The following is a 2,091-nucleotide window of genomic DNA, read 5'->3' on the forward strand; positions in this document are numbered from 1 at the left end:
CTCGACGTCGTGGTGGAGGCGCTGCGGCGGATGGANACCGGGGTTACGACTCGGCGGGCGTCGCCATCCTGGACGGCAAGGGTGGTCTGGCCGTCGAGCGGAAGGCGGGGCGGCTGGTCAACCTGGAGGCCGAGCTCGCCGAGATCGGCGAAGAGCATTTCGCCGGGACCGCGGGGATGGGGCACACCCGGTGGGCCACCCACGGGCGTCCCACCGACCGCAACGCGCACCCGCATCGCGACGCGACCGGCAAGGTCGCGGTGGTGCACAACGGCATCATCGAGAACTTCGCGCCGCTGCGCGAGGAGCTCGAGAAGTCGGGTGTGGAACTGGCCAGCGACACCGACACCGAGGTCGCGGTGCACCTGGTGGCCCGCGCCTACGCGGAGGGCCCGACGGCGGGCAACTTCGTCGACAGCGCCCGCAGTGTGCTGCGCCGTCTGCAGGGTGCGTTCACGCTGGTCTTCGCCCACTCAGATCATCCGGGCACGATCGTGGCGGCCCGCCGGTCGACGCCGCTGGTCGTCGGGGTCGGCGACGGCGAGATGTTCATCGCCTCGGACGTCGCGGCGTTCATCGAGTTCACCCGTGAGGCCGTCGAGCTCGGTCAGGACCAGGTGGTGGTGATCACCAACGACTCCTACGAGGTCACCGACTTCGAGGGCGACACCGACGTGGCGACACGTCCGTTCACCATCGACTGGGATCTCGCCGCCGCCGAGAAGGGCGGCCACGACTACTTCATGCTCAAGGAGATCGAGGAGCAGCCGGCGGCGGTCGCCGACACCCTGCGCGGTCACTTCGTCGACGGCTGCATCGTGCTCGACGAGCAGCGCCTGTCCGATCAGGAACTGCGCGACATCGACAAGGTGTTCGTCGTCGCGTGCGGCAGCTCGTACCACTCGGGCCTGGTCGCCAAGTACGCGATCGAGCACTGGACCCGGCTGCCCGTCGAGGTCGAGTTGGCCTCGGAGTTCCGCTACCGCGACCCGGTGCTCGACCGGTCCACGCTGGTCGTGGCGATCTCCCAGTCCGGGGAGACCGCAGACACGCTCGAGGCGGTCCGCCACGCCAAGGACCAGAAGGCGCGTGTGCTGGCGGTGTGCAACACCAACGGCGCGCAGATTCCCCGCGAGGCCGACGCGGTGCTCTACACCCGCACCGGCCCGGAGATCGGTGTGGCGTCGACGAAGGCGTTCCTGGCGCAGATGGCCGCGAACTACCTGGTGGGTCTGGCACTGGCGCAGGCGCGCGGCACGAAGTATCCCGACGAGGTGGCTCGCGAGTACCAGGACCTGGCGGCGATGCCGGAGAAGATCGCCGAGCTGCTGACCGGGATGGAGCCCGTGCGGGCGCTGGCGCGGGAGCTGTCGGCCTCGCCGGCCGTGCTGTTCCTCGGCCGGCATGTGGGTTATCCGGTGGCGCTCGAGGGCGCCCTCAAGCTCAAGGAACTGGCGTACATGCACGCCGAGGGTTTCGCCGCCGGTGAACTCAAGCACGGCCCGATCGCGCTGATCGAGGACGGCTTGCCGGTCATCGTGGTGATGCCGTCGCCGAAGGGCCGCGCCGTACTGCACAGCAAGTTACTCAGCAACATCCGGGAGATCCAGGCCCGCGGGGCGGTCACCGTCGTCATCGCCGAGGAGGGCGACGAGACGGTCCGGCCGTTCGCCGACCATCTCGTCGAGATCCCGTCGGCGCCGTCGCTGCTGCAGCCGCTGCTGTCGACGGTGCCGCTGCAGGTTTTCGCTGCGGAAGTCGCACAGGCCCGCGGATACGACGTCGACAAGCCCCGCAACCTCGCCAAATCGGTCACCGTCGAATAGCGGCCCACCTGCTGCCGGTGCAGGAGGGCGGTGCAGGAGGAACGATGCGCAGTTATCACCCGTCCGAGGTGGTCCGTGGGGCGGAGGCCCCGCTGCTGGCGTCCCTTCCGGAAGGGACGCTCATGCGGCGGGCGGCCCACGGGCTCGCACGGGTCGTGGCCTCCGAACTGCGCGAACGTACCGGTGGGATCGCCGGTCGGCGGGTGAGTCTGCTCGTCGGATCGGGCGACAACGGCGGCGACGCGCTGTGGGCGGGCACCTTCCT

The 2,091-nt window shown here is 69.8% G+C and carries 1 protein-coding gene and 1 pseudogene; both read left to right on the forward strand.

Annotation, left to right across the window (positions count from 1 at the left end; all coding sequences use genetic code 11):
• Positions 1-1,826 (forward strand): annotated as a pseudogene (gene glmS / locus R1101_RS28110) (glutamine--fructose-6-phosphate transaminase (isomerizing)); the annotation flags it as partial.
• A 44-nt stretch (positions 1,827-1,870) separates the two neighbouring features.
• Positions 1,871-2,091, forward strand: a 221-nt coding sequence (locus R1101_RS28115) for an NAD(P)H-hydrate epimerase (RefSeq protein ID WP_332307018.1), incomplete at its 3' end; no start/stop codon positions are given.

It is taken from the genome of Rhodococcus sp. R1101, assembly GCF_000278445.1.
In the GTDB taxonomy this organism is placed as follows: Bacteria; Actinomycetota; Actinomycetes; order Mycobacteriales; family Mycobacteriaceae; genus Rhodococcus; species Rhodococcus gordoniae.